The 22,249-nt window shown below is 57.5% G+C and carries 21 protein-coding genes; 10 read left to right on the top strand and 11 right to left on the bottom strand.

Going from position 1 to position 22,249, the window contains the following annotated elements:
- Window positions 1-20 precede the first annotated feature (20 nt).
- The 4 genes from AC3XQU_RS20760 to AC3XQU_RS20745 all read left to right on the top strand — a co-directional run bounded on the left by AC3XQU_RS20760 (window position 21) and on the right by AC3XQU_RS20745 (window position 3,241).
- A complete protein-coding gene (locus tag AC3XQU_RS20760; protein ID WP_489876060.1) occupies window positions 21-650 on the top strand; it encodes an alpha/beta hydrolase in 630 nt (209 codons plus the stop codon).
- A 101-nt stretch (window positions 651-751) separates the two neighbouring features.
- Window positions 752-1,897 (top strand): D-alanyl-D-alanine carboxypeptidase family protein, encoded by a 1,146-nt coding sequence (locus AC3XQU_RS20755; protein ID WP_489876059.1) that lies wholly within the window; start codon window positions 752-754, stop codon window positions 1,895-1,897.
- A 103-nt stretch (window positions 1,898-2,000) separates the two neighbouring features.
- The gene (locus AC3XQU_RS20750; protein ID WP_489876058.1) at window positions 2,001-2,927 is read left to right on the top strand and encodes an aldo/keto reductase; all 927 of its coding nucleotides are present in this window, start codon (window positions 2,001-2,003) and stop codon (window positions 2,925-2,927) included.
- Window positions 2,928-2,929: 2 nt separating this feature from the next.
- Window positions 2,930-3,241, top strand: a complete 312-nt coding sequence (locus tag AC3XQU_RS20745) for a metal-sensitive transcriptional regulator (RefSeq protein WP_489876069.1) — start codon at window positions 2,930-2,932, stop codon at window positions 3,239-3,241.
- 14 nt (window positions 3,242-3,255) lie between these two features.
- On the opposite strand, the gene pssA is transcribed toward AC3XQU_RS20745, so the two are convergent.
- Window positions 3,256-4,035, bottom strand: coding sequence for a CDP-diacylglycerol--serine O-phosphatidyltransferase (gene pssA, locus AC3XQU_RS20740; protein WP_489876057.1), 780 nt, complete (start codon window positions 4,033-4,035; stop codon window positions 3,256-3,258).
- A gap of 141 nt (window positions 4,036-4,176) precedes the next feature.
- On the opposite strand from pssA, the gene AC3XQU_RS20735 reads away from it, so the two are divergent.
- Window positions 4,177-5,169: a CAP domain-containing protein gene (locus tag AC3XQU_RS20735; RefSeq protein WP_489876056.1), complete on the top strand. Its 993-nt coding sequence runs from the start codon at window positions 4,177-4,179 to the stop codon at window positions 5,167-5,169.
- Window positions 5,166-5,798, top strand: coding sequence for an Hpt domain-containing protein (locus AC3XQU_RS20730; protein WP_489876055.1), 633 nt, complete (start codon window positions 5,166-5,168; stop codon window positions 5,796-5,798). Before AC3XQU_RS20735 ends, AC3XQU_RS20730 begins: the two co-directional genes overlap by 4 nt.
- Before the next feature lie 15 nt (window positions 5,799-5,813).
- Here AC3XQU_RS20730 and AC3XQU_RS20725 read toward each other — a convergent pair whose 3' ends face one another.
- The 3 genes from AC3XQU_RS20725 to AC3XQU_RS20715 all read right to left on the bottom strand — a co-directional run bounded on the left by AC3XQU_RS20725 (window position 5,814) and on the right by AC3XQU_RS20715 (window position 7,719).
- Window positions 5,814-6,020, bottom strand: a complete 207-nt coding sequence (locus AC3XQU_RS20725; RefSeq protein WP_489876054.1) for a hypothetical protein — start codon at window positions 6,018-6,020, stop codon at window positions 5,814-5,816.
- 282 nt (window positions 6,021-6,302) lie between these two features.
- A complete protein-coding gene (locus AC3XQU_RS20720; protein ID WP_489876053.1) occupies window positions 6,303-6,872 on the bottom strand; it encodes a DUF1439 domain-containing protein in 570 nt (189 codons plus the stop codon).
- Between the two features lie 88 nt (window positions 6,873-6,960).
- Entirely contained in the window at window positions 6,961-7,719 is a 759-nt protein-coding gene (locus tag AC3XQU_RS20715) for an SDR family NAD(P)-dependent oxidoreductase (protein WP_489876052.1), read from the bottom strand.
- Window positions 7,720-7,823: 104 nt separating this feature from the next.
- Between AC3XQU_RS20715 and AC3XQU_RS20710 the strand changes: the two genes are divergently transcribed.
- On the top strand, window positions 7,824-8,720 hold the full coding sequence (locus tag AC3XQU_RS20710) for a LysR family transcriptional regulator (protein ID WP_489876051.1): 897 nt from the start codon (window positions 7,824-7,826) through the stop codon (window positions 8,718-8,720).
- A gap of 129 nt (window positions 8,721-8,849) precedes the next feature.
- Here the strand turns inward: AC3XQU_RS20710 and AC3XQU_RS20705 are convergent, their stop codons facing one another.
- Genes AC3XQU_RS20705 through AC3XQU_RS20695 form a run of 3 tightly spaced genes read right to left on the bottom strand, consistent with a single transcriptional unit; the run spans window position 8,850 to window position 14,154 of the window.
- Window positions 8,850-9,755, bottom strand: coding sequence for a restriction endonuclease (locus AC3XQU_RS20705; RefSeq protein ID WP_489876050.1), 906 nt, complete (start codon window positions 9,753-9,755; stop codon window positions 8,850-8,852).
- A gap of 24 nt (window positions 9,756-9,779) precedes the next feature.
- On the bottom strand, window positions 9,780-12,152 hold the full coding sequence (locus AC3XQU_RS20700; protein ID WP_489876049.1) for a DEAD/DEAH box helicase: 2,373 nt from the start codon (window positions 12,150-12,152) through the stop codon (window positions 9,780-9,782).
- Window positions 12,145-14,154, bottom strand: a complete 2,010-nt coding sequence (locus tag AC3XQU_RS20695) for a site-specific DNA-methyltransferase (protein ID WP_489876048.1) — start codon at window positions 14,152-14,154, stop codon at window positions 12,145-12,147. Before AC3XQU_RS20695 ends, AC3XQU_RS20700 begins: the two co-directional genes overlap by 8 nt.
- 539 nt (window positions 14,155-14,693) lie before the next feature.
- Between AC3XQU_RS20695 and AC3XQU_RS20690 the strand changes: the two genes are divergently transcribed.
- Together AC3XQU_RS20690 and AC3XQU_RS20685 are read left to right on the top strand one after the other, a co-directional pair.
- The gene (locus tag AC3XQU_RS20690) at window positions 14,694-15,638 is read left to right on the top strand and encodes a DUF932 domain-containing protein (protein ID WP_489876047.1); all 945 of its coding nucleotides are present in this window, start codon (window positions 14,694-14,696) and stop codon (window positions 15,636-15,638) included.
- 561 nt (window positions 15,639-16,199) lie between these two features.
- Entirely contained in the window at window positions 16,200-16,805 is a 606-nt protein-coding gene (locus tag AC3XQU_RS20685) for a recombinase family protein (RefSeq protein ID WP_489876046.1), read from the top strand.
- On the opposite strand, the gene AC3XQU_RS20680 is transcribed toward AC3XQU_RS20685, so the two are convergent.
- Entirely contained in the window at window positions 16,763-17,008 is a 246-nt protein-coding gene (locus tag AC3XQU_RS20680; RefSeq protein ID WP_489876045.1) for a helix-turn-helix domain-containing protein, read from the bottom strand. The two genes, AC3XQU_RS20685 and AC3XQU_RS20680, sit on opposite strands and share 43 nt — an antisense overlap.
- Before the next feature lie 182 nt (window positions 17,009-17,190).
- Between AC3XQU_RS20680 and AC3XQU_RS20675 the strand changes: the two genes are divergently transcribed.
- The gene (locus AC3XQU_RS20675; protein WP_489876044.1) at window positions 17,191-17,847 is read left to right on the top strand and encodes a hypothetical protein; all 657 of its coding nucleotides are present in this window, start codon (window positions 17,191-17,193) and stop codon (window positions 17,845-17,847) included.
- 465 nt (window positions 17,848-18,312) lie between these two features.
- Here AC3XQU_RS20675 and AC3XQU_RS20670 read toward each other — a convergent pair whose 3' ends face one another.
- The 3 genes from AC3XQU_RS20670 to AC3XQU_RS20660 all read right to left on the bottom strand — a co-directional run bounded on the left by AC3XQU_RS20670 (window position 18,313) and on the right by AC3XQU_RS20660 (window position 22,187).
- Entirely contained in the window at window positions 18,313-19,767 is a 1,455-nt protein-coding gene (locus tag AC3XQU_RS20670; RefSeq protein WP_489876043.1) for a YfjI family protein, read from the bottom strand.
- A 1-nt stretch (window position 19,768) separates the two neighbouring features.
- The gene (locus AC3XQU_RS20665; protein ID WP_489876042.1) at window positions 19,769-19,993 is read right to left on the bottom strand and encodes an AlpA family phage regulatory protein; all 225 of its coding nucleotides are present in this window, start codon (window positions 19,991-19,993) and stop codon (window positions 19,769-19,771) included.
- A gap of 976 nt (window positions 19,994-20,969) precedes the next feature.
- A complete protein-coding gene (locus AC3XQU_RS20660; RefSeq protein ID WP_489876041.1) occupies window positions 20,970-22,187 on the bottom strand; it encodes a tyrosine-type recombinase/integrase in 1,218 nt (405 codons plus the stop codon).
- Window positions 22,188-22,249: the final 62 nt, after the last annotated feature.

Here is a 22,249-nt window from a genome sequence, read left to right as displayed (position 1 = left end):
CAAGCACTCGACAACACGTAATGAACAAGTATTCGCATAAATTCACCCTCGACGGCCACGCCGGCAAGATGCAGTGCATCCTCGACCTGCCGGAAGCGGCGCCGCGCGGCATCGCGCTGGTCGCGCACCCGCACCCGCTGTATGGCGGCACCATGGAAAACAAGGTGGCCCAGACCCTGGCGCGCACCTTCATCACCCTGGGCTATGCCACCGCGCGCTTCAATTTCCGCGGCGTGGGCGAATCCGAAGGCGTGCATGACGACGGCCGCGGCGAAGTCGACGACATGGACATCATGTACCAGCACATGGTCGCGCAATACCCCGGCCTGCCGGTGGCGCTGAGCGGCTTCTCGTTCGGCACCTTCGTGCAGGCCCAGTTCCAGCAGCGCCTGATCGCCGAGGGCCGCCCCGCCGAGCGCATGGTGCTGGTCGGCACCGCGGCCGGCAAATGGCCGATGCCGCCCGTCCCCGCCGACACCATCCTGATCCACGGCGAACTGGACGATACGATCACGCTGCAGGAAGTCTTCGACTGGGCGCGCCCGCTCGACATCCCGGTGACGGTCATTCCCGGGGCCGACCACTTCTTCCACCGCAAGCTCGGCCACATTAAAAATCTTGTCGTAGAAATGTGGCGGCGTGACATTTGACGCGTTCCCTGTGCAATAATTAGCGTCTTCTTCCAAGGCAATACTATCAATTGCCTGCGCTTTAGCGCGCGTTACCATCTTTTTATTAACGAAACGATCCCATGAAAAAACTGTTCGCGGCCCTGGCCGCCAGCCTGTTGATGGCTTCGGCCAGCGCGCAGACCGTCCCGGCCCCGTCCATCGCAGCCAAATCGTGGCTGCTGCTCGATGCAACGAGCGGCCAGGTCATCGCGGCGCAGGACCAGAACGCCCGCATCGAACCGGCGTCGCTGACCAAGGTCATGACCGCCTATGTCACCTTCGCCGCGCTGCGCGACAAGAAGCTCACGCTGGACACGATGGTGAACGTCTCGACCCGCGCCTGGAAAGTCGATGCCAGCAGCTCGAAGATGTTCATCGACCCGGCTACCCCGGTGTCGGTCAACGACCTGCTGCACGGCCTGATGATCCAGTCGGGTAACGACGCCGCCGTGGCGCTGGCCGAAGCCGTGGCCGGCGACGAAGGCACCTTCGTCACCCTGATGAACCGCGAATCCGAGCGCCTGGGCATGAAGAACACCCGCTGGGCCAACCCGCACGGCCTGCCGGACGCGAACAACTACTCGACCGCCTACGATTTGTCGGTGATGGCCGCGAGCGTGATCCGCGACTTCCCGCAGTTCTACAAGATCGACTCGATCAAGCAGTTCACCTACAACAAGATCACCCAGCAGAACCGCAACCGCCTGCTGTGGCTGGACCCGACCGTGGACGGCATGAAGACCGGCCACACCGACACCTCGGGCTACAGCATGATCGCTTCGGCGCGCCGCCCGAACGGCAATTCGGGCCAGCGCCGCCTGATCTCGGTGGTGCTGGGCACCACCTCGGACGCGGTGCGCACCCAGGAAAGCCAGAAGCTGCTGAACTGGGGCTTCCAGAATTTCGACACCATCAAGCTCTACGCCAAGGGCCAGGCCGTGGCGACCCCGCCGGTGTGGAAGGGTTCGCAGTCGACCGTGAAGATCGGCTTCAACCGCGACGTGCTGATCACCGTGCCGAAGGGCGTGGCCGCGAGAATGAAGCCGGTCCTGGAACGCAAGGACCCGCTGATGGCGCCGCTGCCGCGTAACGGCCAGGTGGGTACCCTGAAGATGACCGTCGACGGCAAGCCGCTGGTCGCGCTGCCGGTGGTGGCGCTGGAAGAAGTGGCGGAAGCGAGCATCTTCGGCCGCGCCTGGGATTCGATGCGCCTCTGGATGCAGTAATCCGGTGCCGCTTGTTCGAAAGCCCGTCCGCGCGCAAGCCGGGCGGGCTTTTTGTTTGTCCCCGCACCGCTATAATCGACCCATCGAACCTACAGGACTGACCATGACCCAGCAACACTCCGCCGACCTGCAATGCCCGCGCATCAGCACGCGTGAAGGCGGCCCCGAACTGTCGCGCATCGTGGCCGGCATGTGGCGCATGAACGAATGGAGCATGACGCACGACGCCCACCTTGCCTTCATCGAACAGTGCCTGGCGCTGGGCGTGACCACCTTCGACCACGCCGACATCTATGGCGACTACGGCGTCGAGACCACCTTCGGCGACGTCCTGCGCGCCCAGCCTTCGCTGCGCGAGCGCATCGAACTGGTGAGCAAGTGCGGCATCAAGCTGGTGTCGTCCAAGCGCCCGGAGCACGGCATCCAGCACTACGACACCACGGCCAGCCACATCATCGCCTCGGCCGAGGAGTCGCTGCGCCAGCTGGGCACCGACTACCTCGACCTGCTCCTGATCCACCGCCCCGATCCGCTGATGGACTTCGACGAAGTCGCCGAAGCCTTCGTGCGCCTGCAGGAAGCCGGCAAGGTCAAGCACTTCGGCGTGTCGAACTTCACGCGCCACCAGTTCGAATGCCTGAACCGGCGCGTGCCGCTCGCCACCAACCAGGTCGAGTTCTCGCCGATGGCCACCACGCCGATGTTCGACGAGACCTTCGACGGCCTGCAGGACCTGCGCATCGCTCCGATGATCTGGTCGCCGCTGGGCGGCGGGCGCCTGTTCACCTCGGACGACGCCAACGCGGCCGAGGTGCGCAAGGTGATCGACGAGGTCTCGGCGCGCATGGGCTGGCCCTTCGCCAGCGTGCTGTTCGCCTGGATCATGGCGCTGCCGAGCCGCCCGGTCCCGCTCACGGGCACCGGCCGCATCGAAGCGATCCGCGAAGCGGTGCTGGGCACCACCTTCACCCTCGAGCGCGACGACTGGTTCCGCATCCTGCGCGCCGCACGCGGGCACGAAGTGGCTTGAGCATGGCCGAGGGCCAGCTCAAGATCGTCGAAGGCAGCGCCCTGACCGGGCAGCAGAAGAAGGATCTGCTCAACCGGCTGGCGCGCATCGAGGGCCAGCTGCGCGGGGTGCAGAAGCTCATTGCCCTGGCGGCCGACCCCTCGGACGTGGATGCCGTGGCCCAGCAGATGGCGGCGGCGCGCAAGGCGCTCGACCGCTCCTTCGTGCAGCTGCTGGCGGGGGCGATCCAGACGCAGACGGGCAATGCGGCCGATGTCGAAGAAGCCCGGGCCAGCGCCGCGCACCTGGCGGCGATGCTGGACCGGTTCGCGTAAGGTCCCGCCCGTTCTTAGTCTTCGTACACCTTCGGCGGCGCCACGCCGCGCCAGCCGGTGCGCCACGCGATATTGAGCAGCAGCGTCGCGCAGATATACAGCAGGAAGAAGAGCACGAAGAAGCGCGTCTGCAGCAGCGCCAGCAACACCAGGCACACGGCCAGCAGCACCAGCATGACCTTGCCGCGCGGGTGCTTCGAGCTCGGGAAGCGGATGGTCGACACCATCAGGGTGCCGACGCCGACCATCAGCGCCATCAGCGCGAAGCACTGGCCCATGGTGGTCAGCGGATCGGGCCAGGCCACCACCACCGAAGCCACGCAGGCCGCACCCGCGGTGATCGGCATGCCGACGAAATAGCGCGGGTCGGTGCGGCCGGCGCTGATGTTGAAGCGCGCCAGGCGCAGCGCGCCGCAGGTCACGAAGATGAAGCAGGCCAGGCCGCCCATGCGCACCAGGGTCGGATGCGCCATGTTCATCTGCGCAAAGCCGTAGCAATACAGCAGCAGGCCCGGGGCGCAGCCGAAGTTCATGACGTCGGCGATCGAGTCGAGCTGCATGCCGAAGCTGGACTGGGTATTGGTGGCGCGCGCGACAAAGCCATCGAGTGCATCGAACACGCCGGCCAGCACCAAGAGGATCGCCGCCAAGCGGTAATCGTCGGGGGCGCCCACGTGCGCGTTGTCCACCGAGATGACGATGCTGCCGAAGCCGCAGGCAATCGAGAGCAGCGTCACGAAACTGGGCAGGGCGAACTTGGCACGCGCAAGGCGCTGCTGGTTGGATGGCTTCAATTGACTGCTCGGCAAGGGGTTGGATGTCACATTCTACAGGCAGCGAAATAAGCTGGCGTCGCACAACAACGCGCACGGGCAGGGCCCGGTTTTTTACTCTAGAATGTCGCTTGCTTTCACCGTATTGACAGGAGTTGCAAGATGAGCTATATGCCCCAGTGGCGTTCTTCCGTCGCCACGCTGGCGGCCGCAGTCATGGCTGCGGGCCTGGCCGCTTGCGGAGGCGGAGGCGGCGACAGCACCGGCCCTGCCAGCGTCACGCCATCCGCCAACACGCCTCCTGCCAGCGCCACGGGCACGGGCGGCGGCAGCGGCGGCCTCGCGCTCGATCCCGCAGCCCCGGTGCAGACCAACGACATCGCCGTCGATGGCCGCAACTGGATCAACTACCGCCGCACCCAGGCCGGCGTGCCGGTCGTGACGGTGAATGCGCAAATCAACAATGCGGCGCTGGGCCACTCCGAATACCTGCGCACCAATAACGTGATGAGCCACGACCAGGTCGCTGGCCGGCCGGGCTTCACCGGCGCCACGCTGCGCGACCGCCTGAACGCGGCCGGCTACACCATTCCGCAAAACGGCTACGCCTACGGCGAAGTCATCTCGGGCACCACCAACGGCAACGGCTTCTTCATGGCCGAAGAACTGATCACCGCGATCTACCACCGCTTCGTGATGTTCGAGCCGAAGTTCCGCGAGATCGGCACCGGCGCGGGCACCTCGTCGACCCGCTACAGTTATTTCACCGCCGATTTCGCCACCCGCGGCGGCTTCGGTCCCGGCATCGGCGCCAACGCCCTGGTCACCTGGCCGTTCAGCGGCCAGACCGCCGTCACGCCGAATTTCATGAGCGACAGCGAGGAGCCCGATCCGGTCGCCAACCTCAATGAAGTCGGCTACCCGGTCAGCGTGCACGCCAATATCGATGCGCGCGTAGCGATGCAGGCCTTCACGCTGCGTCCGCGCGGCGGCGCCAACCTGCAGGTGCAGGTGGTCTACCCGTCGGGCGAGCGCACCGCGGCGGCGATCGTGCCGCTGGCGCCGCTCAAGGCCAATACCACCTACGAGGCCAGCTTCAGCGGCACGGTGAATGGCGCCCCGGTGACGCGGGACTGGTCGTTCACCACACGGTGAGCGACGCTTCCCCTTCCGGCGACAGCAGCGCCCCCGGATTTCCCGATCCGGCGCGCGCTGCCGCCCCGGCGCTGGACTACCGCGCCGGGCTCGAACGCCTGATGGGCGACCAGGGGATGTACGAGCGCGTGCTGACCCGCTTCCATATCGACTACCGCGGCATTGCGGCGCGCCTGCGTGCGGCGCTTGCCGGCGGCGACCTGCCGCTCGCGCAGCGCATCGCCCATACGCTCAAGGGTGCGGCGGCGATGATCGAGGCGCGCCCATTGCGCCAGTTGGCCGCGGACGTCGAACACGCACTGCGCGCGGGCGCCGGCGCAGATCCACGGCTGCTTGCCTGCCTGGAGCGGGAACTGACGCGCGTGATGGCGCAACTCGATGCGCTGCTGCCCTGCCCTGCGCAGGAGGTACCTGAAGCGGATGCGGTGCAGGCAGACGACCCGGACATGGCGCGCCTTTGCGCGCTGCTCGACCTTGGGGACAGCACCGCGCAGGACTTTATCGGGGAATACCAGGCGGATCTCGCCGCCCGGCTGGGCGAGGCGCGCATGGGGCAGTTGCAGGCGGCGATGGCCGCCTTCGATTTCGAGGGGGCGCTGCAGGTGCTGCGCCCCGGGGCCGGGCACTAGCCCGCCCGGCTTCGTTCAGCGGGTGAACTCGGCTTCTTCGTCGAACGCATCGGCGCAGGATTTACCGCAGAAGCGGCGTACGCTGTCGAGCGGTTTCTCGCAATACCAGCACGATCCCTTGGCAGGCAAGCTCAGTCTTGCCGGCATGGCCGTCGCTACCGAGGCAAGCACTGGCTCGGTCGCCAGCCCGTTGTCCGGAAAACTTTCCTGTGTCGTTTCCACGATCCACCCCCTGCAACAGACTGAAGTTCAACCCAGATTACTTCAGCGGAACATCATGCCAATGAGAAACCTCAACCCCGGACTGCGGGGCACACGCGCCGCGGCAGTCCAAGCCGTATCAGTGTGCGCCGAACGGGTTGGCTCTGCAATCGTGGGATGGTGGGCGCCAGCCGATGCGGCATGGGTGCAACATTTCTCCAACGCCTCGCGTCGCAGTACGCGAAAATAATATCGCATTGCTAATCGGCTTGTAGATGCACAAAGGTGGGCGTGGCGAATCCGCTACTTCGCCGGCTCCAGCGTCACCAACAGACCACTGCGTGTGGTTTGGATGCGGGTCGGGATGAACTGCACGCCGGCATAGCGCAGGTCCTGCATGTCGAAGCTGTACACGGGCAGGTCGCGCACCACCGTGTCGATCAGGGTGTTGGCCACGCGCGTGAGCTGGCGCTCCGCCTCCGGGTTGGCGCCCAGCACCAGCCGGTCCACGCGCGGCTCGGCCATCATGATGGCGGAGCGGCCCGGATCGACGTACAGGCGCCCCGAGAACGACACGCTGCCGCTCCAGGCGTTGCTGGCGAAGGGCGGCGACACCGCCGCTTCCAGCGCCAGCGCCACCCGGTCGGCTTCCGGCTGCAGCGAGAGCAGCGGACGCGACAGGCGGATGTCGAAGATCTGCATCAGCCGGTTATTCACCGGGAAGCGGCGCTCCAGGCCTGCCTGCAGCTTGTGCAGCGGGATCTCGACCTGGCGCGGGCCGGACAGGCTGGCGCAGGACGACAGCAGGCCGGCCAGCAGCATCAGGCCGCAGAACCTGGCCAGGGAAGATAAGGAAAACTGTGGCAGGCGCATCGTGGCAATCCCGTGATGGATGAAGCGTCAGCCTAGCACGACTGTGCCGGAGGGCCCGGGACGATAAGCGGCCACGCCCCTAACCGCCTCACAGCCACATGCCGCCCGAGACCTCGATGCGCTGCCCCGTCATCCAGCCGTTGCCTTCGTCGAGCAGGGCCGCCGCCGCCGCGCCGATATCGTCCGGCAGGCCGACGCGCCCCAGCGCCGTCTGGCTGGTGACAAACGCATTGAGCTGGGCATTGTCGCGCACCATGCCGCCATTGAAATCGGTCTCGATGGCGCCGGGCGCCAGCACGTTGACCGCGATGCCGCGCGGCGCCAGCTCGCGCGCCTGGTAGCGGGTCAGCACCTCGACCCCGCCCTTGGCCAGGGCATAGGCCGCGGCGCCGGCGATCGAAAAGCGCGCCAGGCCGCTCGAGACATTCAGGATGCGGCCGCCATCGGCAAGCAGGGGCAGCAGCGCCTGGGTCAGGAAGAAGGCCGATTTCAGGTGGATCGCGATCATGCTGTCGAACTGCTCCTCGGTGGTGTCGAGGTAGGGCGCATGCAGGCCACTGCCGGCATTGTTGACCAGGATGTCGAACTGGCCGCGCTGCCAGGCGCCGGCCAGGGTCTCGCGTACTTGGGCGGCAAATGCGGGAAAGGCGCGGCTGTCGGCCACGTCGAGCGGCAGGGCGACCGCGCGGCGGCCCAGGGCATGAAGTTCTTGCACGGCTTCATTCGCCGCCGCGGCATTGTGCTGGTAAGTGAGGATGGCGTCCGTGCCGCGCGCGGCCAGGTGGGTGGCGATGTTGCGACCGAGGCCGCGGCTGGCGCCGGTGATGAGGGCGATACGGTTGGTCATGCTGGGCTCCTGAATAACGAATGAGAAAACCCAGTATATTTTTCATCCCGACTGAAATAAACTAGCCATTCCTGCCTGAACTTTGCAGAAAAGACTAATAATCCATGAACGATATCGACGCCATCGCCGTTTTCCTCAAGGTGGCCGAACTGGGCAGCTTCAGCGGCGCCGCGCGCCAGCTCGGCATGCCCAACGCCACCGTCTCGGCTGCGGTGAGCGAGCTGGAACAAGAATTGGGCACCCGCCTGCTGCAGCGGACCACGCGCCGGGTGCAGATGACGCAGGAGGGCGAGGCGTTTTTCGGCCGCAGCCGCGAGGTGCTGGAACAGGTCGAATCCCTGCGCGGCATGTTCCGCTCGGGCGGCGCCAGCGTGAGCGGGCGCCTGCGGGTGGACATGTCGGTCGGGCTGGCCACCGACCTGGTGCTGCCGCGCCTGGGCGAATTCATGGCGCGCCACCCGCAGCTGCTGATCGACCTGGGCAGCGCCGACCGCCGCGTGGACGTGGTGCGCGACGGCTATGACTGCGTGCTGCGGGTCGGCACCCTCGTGGATTCCAACCTGGTGGCGCGTCCCCTCGGCAGCTTCCGGCTGGTGAATTGCGCCAGCCCCGCCTACCTCGCGCAGCACGGCCTGCCGCAAAGCCTCGACGACCTGCCCGGGCACCGGCTGGTGCACTACGACAGCAGCTTATCCGGCAGCGCGCCTTGCTGGGAATGGCTGGATGGCGAAGAGACCCGGCGCATTCCCATGCCCGGCGCCCTCACCGTCAACAGCACGGCCGCCTACCGGGCCGCCTGCCTGGCCGGGCTCGGAATGATCCAGGCGCCGGAAGCCGGCCTGCGTCCCCTGCTGGCGGACGGCCGCCTGGTCGAGGTGCTGCCGCAATGGCGCGCGGCGCCGATGCCGCTGTCCTTCCTGTATCCGTCGCGCCGGCACGTGCCGGCCCGCACGCGGCTGTTCATGGACTGGGTGGCGGAGCTGCTGGCGCCCTGGCTGTGAGCCCTGCGCTTATTTCGATACAGAAAGTAGAATAGGGGGAACCAACCCCGTAGCTAAGGGACTGAAGTCGGGAATCCGCACAAGCGTGTACCAAAACGTGTACCTACCGCTCAAATCGTTGTTAACGATCTAACCGCCTGGAGAAAGGAACTGTATAGGCCTTAGAGGCAACCTTCGTCGTGCGGAGTCGGTCAATTTGTCGTAGTGCTCAACCCAAAGGTCAAACAACCTATCCAATCCGATCAATGTGACTCGGCGTTTTTCCTGTGTTCGCGCTTCAGTTTCCGCATCCTTGGTAAAGCCGGCAGTGCACACAAACAGTCCAACGTCCTCATCGCCTAGGACGGCCATGAACGACCGAAGCCCTTCGACGCTAACAGCGTGCTGCTGTCGTTTTACCTGAACCTTAATTCTAGGGGGCCTCGTTCCCAAAACGTCTGGCCACGCGAGGATATCAACTCCCCCATCTTTCCCTGGCGGCGACACCCAACTCACGTGGTAAGACATGGCGGCGAGTAAATCTGCCACTAAATCTTGAAAGTCGTAAGGATTCATCGCTCGAAGATACTGCGAAATCTCTTCCCAGGCATGCTCTTCAGCCTCTTCAAAGGTAATGGTAACTGCCTTCTCGGCGGTAACCGTGTTCCCCTCATGGCTGGGCTCAACCACAGTAGGCGTAGTCGAGTCTGGCTGTGAGGCCCTCCATTCTGCGAACAACTTGCAAGCACGCTGGTAGAAGGCTTCAGGATCCACGAGGTTATCGTAGGCGAGGCGCCCCTCCTCCGTAACGGTCCAGATGCCTTTGTCCTTCTTCAGCCATCCCGCCTTGACACAGTCGACGGTCGCAAATCGCACAATCTTTTCGAAACGTCGCCCTCCAGATGAATAGCTTCCAGATTCATAAGGCGTGAGGGTGACTCGCTCAACCAGCCGACGAAGCGCTACGCTTGCGCGTAGCCCCTCTGGTTCACCTGCCAAAATATCGAAGAGCTCTCGCAAGAACTCGCCTGTCCGTCGACGCGTAATCTCAGCCATGTGCAGCCCTTATCATGCATTCCCTTATTTGAGGCATTCCGTCACTGCCTTTGCTAAGTCAGGAACGTGTACAGGCGTTGGTGAACCAGACTTCATCTTCCAGACGGTGAATCCACCTTTAATAGCTTTACCCTGCAACGAGCTCTGCTTCCCTTCCGTAATGAATCGAACGTGTAGTTTGACTTTGCCGTCCTCGCTGACATCAAACAGCTTTCGAGCTACAGCATCAGTTAACAAATGGCGTCCTTTCGTGTCGAGACAGAACACGAGGTCATTTTTCCAGACGACAAAGTCAGGGTAGAAAGAGGCCGACTCTCCTTCACTCAACAGAGGGATATGGTATCCACCAGTCGAGGGATTTCTATGCCAAGTATTGCCAGATGCATCAAGCTCTGCCGCAAATGCGAGTTCGAATTTATTCAAACCCGAGTATTTCGGATACAGTGAATGGGTAAACGCTGGAGCCTTCTTGGGGACTCGCAGAACGCCGAACTTGAAGGGCACCGAAGACTCATAAACGAGTTCAGCATGTTGGTAGAACGCCGTAACCACCTCTGCAGCTAATTTGTCAGCATACTTGTTTGCGATACTCTGCAGCTGGACTCTAACGTCAAACTTGGTTCCCTGAAGATCAAGAAGCGCCAAGGCACGTGACGACCGCGCCTTTACCGCCATGTTGATCAGCCATCGCAATCGAACGGGGTTTGTGTGTCCTTCCGGGGTCCAGAGCGGTGGAGCCAGGTCTTCGGCTGGATTCGTCAAGTCTATAACGTGCGACGTAGTGTGAGCGGCAGCGGTCGTGTCGTTCGAGCCCTCAACGAAGGTCAAGAAATCTCCCGTTAGCTCAGCAGTTCGGGCTCTCGCAGCCTCCGAATCCACATACACCTGATGCAATGCCACATCAATATTATCGCGAGGATAAATCTCGTCTACACCGCCACTGCTGACGCTGAAGTTATCAACAATTTCAATCGGTGACCCTTCAGCTGAGAGCTTAGCTTTGATGCTACGGATAGCATCCGAGAAAACACTCTGGTCATCCACGCGAAGGAAAAAGTGAGCGCTGTTGAGCAACGGATTTCCGTAATGGGTCGCTCCGTACTGGCGAAGAACCCTACCAATTACCTGCTCCACCTGCACGGACGATCCCATACTCTTGTCAATATAGGCCAGGTAGCAAGCAGGGTCATCCCAACCCTCTTGCAAGGACAGGTTAAAAATGATGTGTTTAAAGTCTCCGGCTTGGAAGTCATCAAAATCCGTCTCTTTTTTTGAAAACAGATTTACTTCGTTTGGCTTCGTGCCTTCTGCGAAATTAAGGTTGGCGTAGATCGCGATGTCCTTTGGATCGACACCCTTGTTCTCGACCAAATAGCGCCAAATCAAGATTGGCGGAGCTCTGCGGAGCTCGAACGGAGCAGTATGGTCGTCTTTTTCCCCGTCTGACGTAACGTTGGTTTTGCAGACGTAAATCGCCTTAGGCCGCACGGCCAAGCCTTCGGTAGCGATCTCTTGCTGAATCAGAACGAGCCTTTTGTGCAGCTCATCCAACGAATATTCCATCGGCGCAGTGGTGCCATCAAACTGAATCGCCTTCTTCACTAGCTGGGCAGTCACAACCTGTTCGCTGCTGACGGTCGTGGTGATGAAGCGCTCCGCGTCGGGGGAGCCGTTCTCGTCCAAGGCCAAAAGCTTCTCAAGCGCGGATGCATCGTTGACGTCATCCTCTACCCACTGCTTGATGTAGCGGACTACCGAGCGATTGAACGTCTCCGGTAGCGTTAGCGTGGCGCTCGCGAGTAAATATGCGTCAGGCTCAAGTTCTCCGAGGATTTCAGCCTGCTGTGGCGATAGGTTGTGCCCTTCGTCGTATACGACAATGAGCGGCCTGCGGACGCCGTCATTATTCTTTCGTTCGATTAATCGTTCCCAGGGCGAACGATCCCCGAACTGATCATTGTCTTGCTTGTAGATGTTGAGCGCACCTTCAGACTGATCTTTGTTGTTAAAGAGACCAACCGTTGCAAGAACCAAAAGCGGCGCGCTTGAGTCCGATATTAGAGCCGGCGTCAGGGAGCCGATTCCAATGACACGGAACCCATCCAAAATCTCGCAGTACTTTCCGCCCCCGGAGAAATTGGCGTAAGTCTGGGCAACCACGGACTTAGCGCGCGAAATCCAGAACACCATTGGCTCTGCGGAGAAGTGCCCCCGCATGGTAGAAACAGCCTCAGCCAAAATGGGAGTCTTACCAGCACCGGTAAGCGCAGAAAGCGCCTGAAAAAAAGGACGCGGCGTCGCCCCCTTCCTTGGACGATTGGGATGGTTTGCGAAGAAGGCGTATCGGTTCGCGATGAGGGCCGCGCTTTCCGTTTGAAAAACTTTCAGCTCAAGCATTGTCGGCCTCGTTATTGAACGCATCGGACCGAGCATTGAACCCGATATGCTCTAGAACTCGATCTGGAATCTTGTAGAACTCGATTCCGGGACCGGTGTAAGGAGCCGTTGCAGCGTATACATGGAACTTTGAAGCGAGCCCGCTTGAGGCCGCCTCATTAGCGATCTCCTTGAACACTGTGCGGTTCAGGACGGAATTTGCATGGACGCCGTCCCAAACCAAGAAGAAGCCTTCATTCCGAGCATTGACACCGAAGAGATACCGATTAGCCTTGTCGGGAGGTATGCGCTTGAGGTAGCTGCGTGCCTTCTCCGCTCGCTCCCAATAACTGGTCAGCAAGAGATCAATCATCTCTTCTCGTTCGAGAGCTTTCACAGCTTCGGCATCAATTTTTTCGCGCTTGAGCTCATGGAAGCAAAAGCCCCCAGACATTGGACGTCGCTTACCGCTCGCCCAGTTACCCGTGAGGACACGCCTCACCCGCTCAGCCGTAAGAGACCTTGCGTAGTGATCGCCCTTGTCTGTGTTGCCCTGCTCGATTAAGACAAATCTACGATTCGCGCCCGTCTCCTCATTGAGCTCGATCAGCGCATGAGCAGTTGTCCCCGACCCTGCGAATGGGTCAAGAACCAAACCGCCCGGTCGGCACCAAAGCTGAATAATTTTCTTGATGAGCCTCAAGGGCTTCACGGTCTTGAAGCCATGCCCTTTTCCTACTACGCTGTCCAGTTCATTCAGTCCAGTTTGGCTATGTCCCGACTCTTCATGATCCCAAGATTGAGTGTCAATGACAACTGGGCTGTCATAATCGTCGTCTGCCCAATAGGTCATCGCTACTTTGCCTTTGCGAATATCCTTCAGATAGCGCTTCAAGCGAGGCCCGCCCTTGCCTTTCGATGTAAAGATCAGGCGCGGCCACTTGCCTCTTGCGTACACTTCCTCAGCCGCGTTCTGGGCGGAGTGAAGCGTGGTCTTAGGGCCGATAGGTTCGCCATCGGCGAATTTCGCCCCCTTCAGTACCAGTGCCTTTACACGTACGGTCTTCTCAGTTTTTTCGTCAACGAACTCGTTACCATCGTCGATCCACTTCTCTTCGTACGGCGTGCCCCAGCCCTCCAGCCAAGCTCTCATGTCTTTCTTATCGCTGCGCCAGCATGCACCTTCGGGAGGGTAGAACAATTGACCGGTAAACGGACTTTGAATTGCGTAGACCATCTTTCGGTGGGATTCGGCACCAGGGCCTGACGGATTATCAGACGCCCAATCTCCATCGTCGTCGTCATCCTCGTTGCTGTACCGTGCATTCATCTCGTCGGTGCGATCAAGCAAACTCGTCCGGGCGCGGTCGGTGTCCTTGGCATACACGAGTACATACTCGGTTGCGGTCGACACGCCCCCTTTTTTACCCCCGGTATCGCTCTTAGGTGAGTAAGACTTCTGCCAGTTGATAATCCCGATCCTATTCTCTTCCTTGAAGATCTCGTCCATCAACATGCCAAGGCGGTACAGTTCGCGGTGGTCAATGCAAACTGCGATGACACCCCCCGGCTTCAGCATCTCTTTCATCATCCACAACCGAGGAGTCATGAATTTAAGCCACTTGCTGTGCCGCGAGCCGTCATCCTTGGCCACAAGATCGCCTAGGTCTGGATCGTTTGGGTCCTTGTCCCACTTATCGTTGTATCGGAAGTCCTCTCCGGTGTTGTAGGGCGGGTCCGTGAGGACGAGGTCAACTTGGCCAAGATACTTATACATCGTGACCATGGTCGAGAGGTTCTCTCCGTCCCAAATCTCGTTTGCGGCCTGTGACTCTGCATCCCCAACCGATGCCTTAGCAATTGTCTTGCTGAGCTTTGGCTTAACCTGCCTGATGATCTGCCAGGGAGCTGCGCGCCCTGTGTAGTTCATGATGATCCCATCCTTACCGGCTTCGGCAAGCGCCGCATCGTGCTCTTGGAGCAACTTGATCAAGGCAGCTCTAGGGAGTTGATCGTATTCCATCGTGGTTTTCTATAAGCGTAGTGTGAGGACGGACGTCCCCCAACTTCACATTTTACAACGCCGCTGGCTGCTGGCGAGCAACGAAAACGTTTCGATTCAACAAATTCTCAAGCGTATATCACCTTAGTGCGCACACCGATGTGATGCGCAACAAACCATTTTTGGAGGGTATATGTATTCGTTGACAACAAAAGTAGCTAAGTGCCCATATTGTTCGTCGCCGGCCTTGGAAAGTACTGGGCAGAGTGAGGAGATAGGGGCGACGATTGGCGCGACCGCTGGGGGAGTTACTGCCGTGTCGCTGGCATTGTCTGGCGCGGAAGTTGGGGGAACTATTGGACTAGTAGCGGGACCCGCTGGCGCCCTACTTGGTGCTGTTGGCGGGGCTTTCACTGCCCTTGTGTTTGGCGCAACCATGGGGCGCTCTGCTGGCCGCGTAGTCGGCCGTGCTGTCGATCAGATGACTGGAACTCCCATCGTTTGCCGCTCATGCGGTTTTCGGTTTGAAGTGTCCGGCGTATCAAATTTCGGAGGCACCGATGGCTCACGAGGTTGAAACCATGGCCTACACTGGGGCACCGCCGTGGCATGGGCTAGGCCGCCAGCTCAGCGAAAACGAACCCATTGAAGTGTGGGCGAAAGAAGCTGCGCTGGACTGGAAAATTTTGGAGGCGCCGGTACTTTACTCCCATGGTCACTTAGACACGACTACGCGCATTTTTGAACAGGAAAAGGTACTCTTCAGGTCCGACAGCCTAGCAGCCCTATCTGTCGTTGGCCGAGGGTATAAAGTGGTTCAACCCCGAGAAATTTTGGAGTTTTACCGCGATCTTACCCAGTTCTCGGGGTTTCAGCTTGAAACTGCCGGCGTGCTCCGCGGAGGCCGTAAGATTTGGGCGCTAGCTAGAACCGGACACACTTTAGATCTCCCAGGAGGAGATCGTTCAAATGGCTTCGTCCTTCTTGCTACTGCTTGCGATGGCACCCTTGCCACAACGGCCCAGTTCACATCCATCAGGGTCGTTTGTAATAACACACTTGCAGTGGCAGTTAATGGAACCGAGAAAAGTATCCGAGTACCCCACCGAACCAAGTTCGACCCCCAAGCAGTTAAAGCTCAGTTGGGTTTGACGATCTCATCTTGGGACCGCTTCTCCTACGAGATGCGGTTGCTCTGCCAAAGGAAAGTATCTACATCCGAGGCGTCTCGGTATTTAAGGACCGTATTCACCGTAGCGGGCAACACAGCAACAGCAGAGAGAGCAGTCAAACAGACCTTAACGCTCTTCAATGGACACGGGCGCGGAGCCGAGCTGGGGGCAGCGAGAGGCACCGCGTTCGGCCTTTTGAACTCGGTCACTGAGTACGTGGATCACCTGCGACGAGCGATGGGGCCAGCGTATCGCCTTGAGTCGGCTTGGTTCGGCACGGGCGCTGCAGCGAAATCCAAAGCCCGTGACTTAGCCATTGAGTTGATTCGTTAACGCTCTAGGGGGAGCTAGTCGAGCTCCGCCTAGAGCGGCAAAATTAATGAGAGTATGCAAATGACAAGAGCCACCTAATCTTCGCTGAACAGTTTCCATTAACGAGGGATCTGTCGGCCGTGTGAAGTTCGAGGGTGCAAAATTCTTGCCGTCGCAAGGTGGAAGCGTTCGGTTGAGCTGATCAGCATCTTAGATGTCTATTTGCCTACATCTCGAACCGTCAACGTAATTTGAATCTCTGTGTTCAGCACGGCTTTGCGTATCGGGATGGCACAGTTTACCTGAGCGGGGAACTTCAACCAAAGGTTTGGCCACACAGGGCACACTCTTGTGCTCCCAACAATTCCAAAAATCGATTGGTCGCCTGGATGTTAAGGCGGAAACTTCTGTCCCGCTCAGTTTGCGTGGCTCAACCAATTTTTTGTTCGGTAAGGATAGATCACTGGGGCAGGCCCATGTGATAACGGCATTTGTCCTCCACCAAACCTATCAAAATTAGCTGCCTCTTGACCCTCGTGATAATTCTCAGTGGGTTTAGAGTTATGTGAGAAAGGATCCACTATGACCGTCTACGGATATGCCCGTACATCGACTGTTGATCAAGTTGCAGGCCTGGCTGATCAGATCACTAAATTGAAGGGCGCGGGTTGCTGTAGCGAGACAATCTATCAGGAACAGATCAGCAGCGTGCGAATGGAGGACCGCGTGGAGTTCGCAAAAGTGTTGACGGCATTGAGATCTGGCGACGTGCTTGTGTTCAGCAGTCTTTCACGAGCAGCTCGCTCAATGGTTCATATGGTCGAAATCGAAGCGAAAGTAGCCCGGTCAGGTGCATCGATTCGTATTCTGGACCTAGCTATCGACACGGCCACGCCATCCGGTCGGCTAACATTCAACCTCTTTGCGTCGATCGCTCAGTTCGAGCGAGAGAACATGCTTGAGCGACAGCGCGTTGGCATCGCAGCTGCCAAGAAGAGCGGCAAGTACAAAGGCCGTGCCCCTACAGCTCGTGCAAAGAGTGCTCGGGTCCGAACGCTTCATGCTAAGGGGCTGACAAAGCAGGAAATCGCCGACGCGTGTTCAATCGGGATAGCTTCGGTTTACAGAATTCTGCGAGTGGATGATCAGAGCCCTACATCCACAAAGAGATCTGACGGCGCACATTGAACTGCACGGGCGATCCGAAGGATGTTTAGAAACGTTAGGTTCCTCTCCCCGCGCTCTAGTTTTCCCATATGCGAACGGTCGATGCCAGCGTAGTCGGCAAGCGTCTCTTGAGATAGCCCCAAAGCCTGACGCCGCACGCGTATCGCGGCTCCGAACCGGATCAAGTCCTCATTTCTATCTACTTTTGCAGACAATCTTGCCATGCATCAATGGTCAGGCTATGATGCATTTAATGCCACGGCATTTAAGACCCTTTTTGTAACCGGCTTTAATATTCCGATGGTGTAACAGTCAATATTGCTACCTACTCTTGTAGACGACTACATTATCGACGCAAAGCAGTAAATCTCATCTCGAACCGTACTTTTTACCTCGTTAAATTAACATGAATAAATTCAGCCAATCCCCTTTAAAGCTCTTCGTTCTTTTCAGCGCCATGGTGCTTTCTGGATGTTCGAACGGCCCGTCTGAAAGTGACGCAAAATCGGCTGTTCAAACATCTCTCGGAAATTGTGAATTCCTCTCCATTAGTCAATTTGATCGGATCAACGGCACCCCGCGAGGTGAGGGTCGCCATTTGGTAGATATCGCATATTCTATCAAGATGAAGCCAACTCCCGATATTGAGGCATACGCTAGTGAGAAATACTCAAAGGAAGTCGAAAGCTTGAAGCAACAGTTAGCACATGCGCAAGGAATACAAAGCTCTTGGAAATCTAACATGGAGGCTTGGTTAAAAGCTAACCCTAATTCAACTGTGGGGGATTACGAAGTCGCGAATAAAGAGCAGTATTACGAGTACCAAAAAATCGCTCCCGTGCTTCTCAACGGTAATCGCCTTGTAAACGATGCACCTCGAACGGCTAAGCTTGCGATGCAGAATGCAATGCAACAGAATTGTCCTAATGTTTCCCGAGAATTGCTGAATAGCTTCTTTGAAGGCAGTGAGCCTGTCGAGCAATATGCTGATGTAATTGAAAGGAACTTTACTGGCAAGGTTTTCATGGTAAAGACGGATAACGGTTGGCAAGAGGACCGCTAACGATATCTCAAATAGGCGGAATCTTGGTAGACTCCCTCTACTTCAGTAGACGGGCATACTGCCAGGCTTTTCTGCCTGGCATTGCGAGTTGATTCCTTTATAGCCAGGCTATTCTGCCTGACTGGTCTTCTGTCTTCTCTTCTCTCGCTTTGCTCTCCATGGCTTTCTTAAGCTGCGCTTCAAACCCTGAAGTGAGGTAGGTACCTTAGGGTACCTACCTGAGTATAAGAGTAATAACACACACAGGGCTCCGCCCCCATTTCCCGAGCTTTTAGGCTGGATGGCCAGTGCGCATCCCTGCCACTGACACAAAATAGGGGATCGCAGTATTTTTTTATTTTTTCAATCTTAAGCCTCTTGGATATCGAACTTCTGAAGAAACCTTCTGTCTCCAACTCTGAACTGGCAATCCTACTGCTATTGTCGCTATTAGTAGCGATAATAGCAACTATAGCGCGATAATTGTTAGATATCAACGCCGCGCCATCTGGGGATATTAAAGTAGTTGGGGTTCAGCTCAACAATTCTCGTTCTTCTCGAATCCATGCAGATCCTTATCACATCTTTGGCGATCAAGGTTCTAACTGCTCCGTCCAGCCTTGCCTTATTACGAAGTCGATTTGGGCCGTATTGGCGAATGAAGTTCTTTTGGATAGAATGATGGCCGACCGTCCAAACCGAATCACACAACCATTCCTCTAGAACCTCCGCATCATTCTGCTCAATTGGAATCTGCACCTTGCCAAAGCACTGCAAAAATTCAGAGGTGTGCCAATAAACAACTCTTTGCGCGTTGACGACATCGTGCTCTTGGATTTGATTCCCTTCCCGCCCTTCAAAGAAGTGGAATATCGCAGCCACACGAGAAACGTTTTCACATATCTTAGACGCATATCCAGAAAATGAAGCAAGAGGTCCACCAAGCTGCATCTGTGACTCCACTTGGTTAAACACCTTAATCCAGGCAAGCTTTGCTTCAGTGGAGAATTGCAGAGTGACACGTTCGATTCCTTCGCCACAACGATCAGAGTATTGCTTGTAAAGAATCTCCTTAACTCTTTCGTGAAATTTAGTTAAACCTGCCCACTCGTTGACTGCATCGTTTTCCTGGATAATTCTAGTACCTAGACTGCTTGGAGGACGGGCGATGAGAAAGCGAGCCAAGAATCCTATATTCATAGCCTCGATACCTCGACTCTCGCAAAATTTCTCGAATGGCCGTTCCTGAACAGCCAAAACCAGACTGCCGCGTGCTGCGCGGTTAAATACTGCACCGCGACCAATACGTTCAACACCGATACCTGCGCCATCCCAGATTCTGTTCCAGAGAGGGAGATCGTGCGATGCTCTTCCATTTAGAAAAGTTGCTGCTTCAGAAGACACGACTGCTGACGAAGGCCATCTTTGCCACAGACCGTCAAACATCGCTTCTGACGTAGGGTCTTCGTAAACAAATTTGGGGGCCGCCGGCCGCGTTGGACGTGCAGCAAAATGTGCCGTTAGCTCCATCTGCAGCGCGCTCGATACTTCATTTTTTTTCGCTTCCTGTTCAGCTTGGTTTACAAGTGCCTTTTTGCGCAATTCCCACGTCAAGCACGCTGCTTCGTATTCGGGCATAGCAACCGCGTTCTGATCAGTTACTGCAGCTTCGATTTCATAGAACGGCGCAAAGAGCTTCTTGATAACCGTTGATTTCCTGGTCCCAGAACCGGCTACAAGCAAAGTGTAGAGCGAGCAAGGGGATGGCTCGCAATTCGGGCGTCCTACGTCTACCGAGCCTTGACAAGCAAGGGATGCTGCGCTGAGTACAAGAGGCGCAGCAAGTTCAATCGGCACACTACAGTTTCGTTGCAGATCGAGCGTTACGTTCTTCAGCAACGGAGGAAACGAGTCGGGGTAGAAATTCGAGTCATAATTCATGTCAGATCATCCTCGCTTTGATCTTAGACCTGATCCATTGCTCAACCTCTTCTTCAACCCATGCGACCGAACGTGCCCCCATCTGTACGCGCTTTGGAAACGAGGCATCATAGGCTGGCGACTTAGGGTTCAGCCGATCATAGATCGTGGAACGCTTCAATCCAAGACGAACTTCAAGATCTCGAAGACGCAGCATCGTGGTCTCGCTGCGGATGTGGGTGGACATATCTGGCTCCTTTCGGTGTTGTTTGGAGAAGCAATTTTCTCGGAAAGAGCGCATGAAAAAAACGCAAAGGGTTTCACTCTTTAACAGTGAAACCCTTTGCGTTGAGGTGGGTTGAACAAGCTATTCCTTCGTCGGCCTTCCTGTTCCGGCAAATTTGGGCCGGATTAGCGAAGCTGCCGCTCTTGCCTGATGCGCTGACAAGTCACGTCCGTCGGCCATTAGCCAGGCTTGAACGTCTTCGTTCCTAGGAAACTTCCCTTTATCTGCTTCGCTTAAATTCCCCCAAAACTTCGTGGAGGCCTGTAAGACGTACGTCAACGAGTCAGTCCAATAGTGCTGCTTACGTGCGAGATGCGCATCTTGGTCAACGGACTCGTCGGGAGATGCTCCTCGAAGGAAGTCGTTGAGGTCAGACGTTGTTACGAACAAAAGCTGCGGCACAATGTCCAAGGGATATGGCTGGCCGTGCTTATAAATCTTCCACTTGCACCAACGCCCGGAAAACTGAGGGTTTGCGTAACTAGGAAGAATCTGGGTCAGTGGGCCTAGAAGCTCGAAGATGTATCCACGGCTGAACTCGCCTTGGGTAGCCTGTCCGTTACATTCGAGACGGCGGCATGTCGAGGAACTCAGAACAACCATTTCAGGTACGAAGGAAGGTACCCCTTTCAAGCTTGTATCACTGTCAAAAGGAAATGCCTCAATCCCGTCCGGAAGCATCATCACAATGCGAAGTTTAGATAGGCCTCCGAAATGGAGGAGGTCCGCCTCTCGGACTTTTGCGATCTTAGCTGCGTCGCTAAGTGAGACATACAGCCTGTCTGGTAGCTTGGGGACGTTCACCTTCTTTTTGTTTTCGGACTGCGACTGCACTTCTCGCCCTGTATGGACGTTTGGTTCTAGTGCTGGCTTCGGAGGCATTAGCAATCGCCTTTCCGTGCGTACTTTCTTTTGATCTGTCATGTGGAAGTAAAGATCATGCCGATTTAAAAAGCGGGATCACGGTGGCTCCTGCGATCTGCGCGTCAACGAAGTCTGCCCATGCCTGCAGAATGAGGCGTCGCTGCTCAGTGTATTCCGCACGATTGTAAACACCTTTAATGCCGGCGATCTTGTGGGCGAGTGCACGTTCAATCGCATCCGACGGATGCCCGAGTTCATGCAAGTGCGTCGATGCAGTTCTTCGGAAGTCGTGTAGTACGAAGTGCTGTACATCCATGTTCAATGCTCGTACGGCTTGGTTCAACGTGCTTTTGCTGATTGGCCGATCCGTCATGCCTCTTGAACTTGGAAATACAAACTCAGACCTCCCTGACAAGTTTTTGAGTTCACTCAGCAGTGAAATTGCGTGGCTCGACAGATGCACCCGATGCGGCTTATCTTTCTTCATTCGTTCGGCAGGGATATCCCATGTGCATGTATCGATATCGAACTCGCTCCACCGAGCTTCTGTGAGTTCAGTTTTTCTGACCATCGTAATTAGGAGCAGGTGAACGGCTAGCTTCAGCGGCCTCCGGATGTCAGATGCATAGACTCCGCGCATCACTTGTCCGATTTCTTTTGGCGAGAGGACTCTAGTGCGACTGTCCTCGGTTGCGATGAATCTAGCTACTAGTGCTGCAGCCGGATTCGACTCTGCAAGCTGCCGGGCTATCGCAAAGTCGTACATCCGTCGCAACGCATTGCGAGTCAGCAGTGCCATCTTTGGCGAACCACGCGACTTGATCCGATCACAGAGGTTCATGATGTCGGCCGGCTTAACGTCTGACAGAGGCATTCGACCTAACAAGGGGAAAACGTCCTTCTGCATAAGCCTGCGCATGGTTTTGGTGTAGCTCTCCGACTTGCCCGCGACCTGCTCATCAAGCCACTCCTGTGCGAAGGCAGCAACAGTGTTTTGCTTTTCTAGCCGGGCTGCCTCAACCACTCGCTTGGGAGACTCGCCACGGGCTACAAAAACGGCCCACTCATCTCTCTGTCGACGCGCGTCTGCCAGTCCAATTTGCGGATAGTTCCCAATGGTCAAAGGAGGATGACGAACTCCATGCAACTGAAACCGATACCGCCAAACTTTCGAGCCACTGGGCATGACTTCTAAGAGAAGTCCGTTAGTATCGGTCACCCGGTATCTAGTGTCCTTTGGCTTTAACCCTTTAATTTTTGTATCGCTTAGTGGGGTGGCCTGACGTGGCATTTTCCAGCTCCATTTTGGTACACATGAGGTTGCATTGTAGCAAACGTGTACCAAACCGTGTA

Source organism: Telluria sp. AZSoR62, assembly GCF_058111565.1.
This window is presented reverse-complemented; position numbering and strand designations above follow the sequence as displayed.